The sequence below is a fragment of the Leisingera sp. F5 genome (assembly GCF_001593695.1).
On sequence record NZ_LUKH01000834.1, the window covers coordinates 1 to 1591 of the forward strand.

Below are 1591 nucleotides of genomic sequence, written 5' to 3' on the forward strand. Positions count from 1 at the left end.
CATCCCAATTGCCGTTGAACTCGAAATAGTCCTTGCCACTGCCTGTGTTCACTATCAGGTCCGTGACGCCGTCGTTAGCGGTGTAAAGGACGCTGTCCGCGCCAGAGAATGTGTTGACGCGGAGTCCCGTGTCAATCGCATCTTTAAGCTGGGTAATCCTCAGCGTGTCATCCTTTGCCCCGCCTTGGACTGTAAAGTTGCCATCCCCGGAGACTTCCTGCAAAAATATATCATAATACCAATGCTCAACCGAGATGACGCTGGTTTCAATTGCATCCAGATCCAGAATGGAACCGCCTGTCACCTCAGCGGTCAACTGGGACTTCACGGTGTCGTAACCGCTGCCCCCATCAAAGCTGAGCTGGCTGTACTTGCTGAGGTTGTCGCTTTCGCTGGTCACGCTGAAGGTCAGAAGATCCAGCGTGTCATCTCCGCTGCCGCCGAAGAAACGGTCAGTCATATCCGGAATGTTCACACCATCCGGATCGTGATGATACAGCGTGAAATCATCGTCGCCGGCCCGGCCGTAAAAGCTCTCCCGGATCGCCGACGACGCCACAAAGATGTTTTCGAACTGGTTTCCAAAAAAGTTCTTGCGCATGAATCCCTGCCTGCTGCCAGTGCGCCCCGGGTCTGTAAGGGTATGCCGTGGACCGGCCCCTCCCGGGTGCGTTAAACACGCATAGGATTAGGGTGCCCCCTGCATACACGCAACGGCAAAGACTGCGCTACGGTCTTGCAATCACACTAAAATGCAAGCCGTTTCAATGCAGCTGAAACTCCCCAACCACGTTGCGCCATTCTCCCGGGCCAATCATCTTGCGGTGATTGAAGCGGACAGAGTGCAGCGGGCCGTCAATTTCGCGCTGCCAGAATTCGATGAATTCGAAAAGCCGCGGATGATCCGGAGCAAGGTCGTACTCCTGCCATACAAAGGTGTTCAGAACGTGGATGTAGTCGGGCATGCAATAGGTGAATTCCGCCGTGGTCAGCCCGTATCCTTTCAGCATCAGCTCGGTTTCCGTGGTCTCCATTTACAGCCTCCAAAATTTGCCCCCTCATACTGATGCTAGGCTGCTATTGGTTAATTTCCCCAAAAACAGTGTGTTACCGCTGTGTGAACGGCCTGTTTTCCGCTTTCCGGGCTGTTTGCTTGCGCCCCATATACGGTATCTGATAGGGTGCAAACACAATATATAGAGCTATAAGAAAGAGCGGGCAGCCAACGTGAGCGATACGCCGGAAACTCCTGAAAACATGGACGAAAATCTGCCGGAACGGCCATCCTATGACGGTCCGACAGTCTCCATTGAATCCGAAATGCGCACGTCCTATCTGGACTATGCGATGTCGGTCATCGTCAGCCGTGCCATCCCGGACCTGCGGGACGGGCTGAAGCCGGTTCACCGGCGCATTCTTTATGCAATGCACGAATCCGGCAACACCCATGACAAGTCCTACCGCAAATCGGCCCGCCCGGTCGGCGACGTGATGGGTAAATACCATCCGCACGGCGACTCTGCGATCTATGACGCGCTGGTGCGGATGGCGCAGGACTTCTCGATGTCGCTGCCGCTCTTGGACGGCCAGG

General features: G+C 55.0%; 2 protein-coding genes and 1 pseudogene. 1 reads left to right on the top strand and 2 read right to left on the bottom strand.

What is annotated here, in order from left to right; translation table 11 throughout:
• Positions 1-601, bottom strand: a pseudogene (locus A2I95_RS36530) (hypothetical protein); the annotation flags it as partial.
• A 163-nt stretch (positions 602-764) separates the two neighbouring features.
• Positions 765-1034: an usg protein gene (locus tag A2I95_RS36535; protein WP_024090192.1), complete on the bottom strand. Its 270-nt coding sequence runs from the start codon at positions 1032-1034 to the stop codon at positions 765-767.
• Positions 1035-1257: 223 nt separating this feature from the next.
• Between A2I95_RS36535 and A2I95_RS36540 the strand changes: the two genes are divergently transcribed.
• On the top strand, positions 1258-1591 hold a 334-nt coding region (locus tag A2I95_RS36540; protein WP_291737387.1), incomplete at its 3' end, for a DNA gyrase subunit A.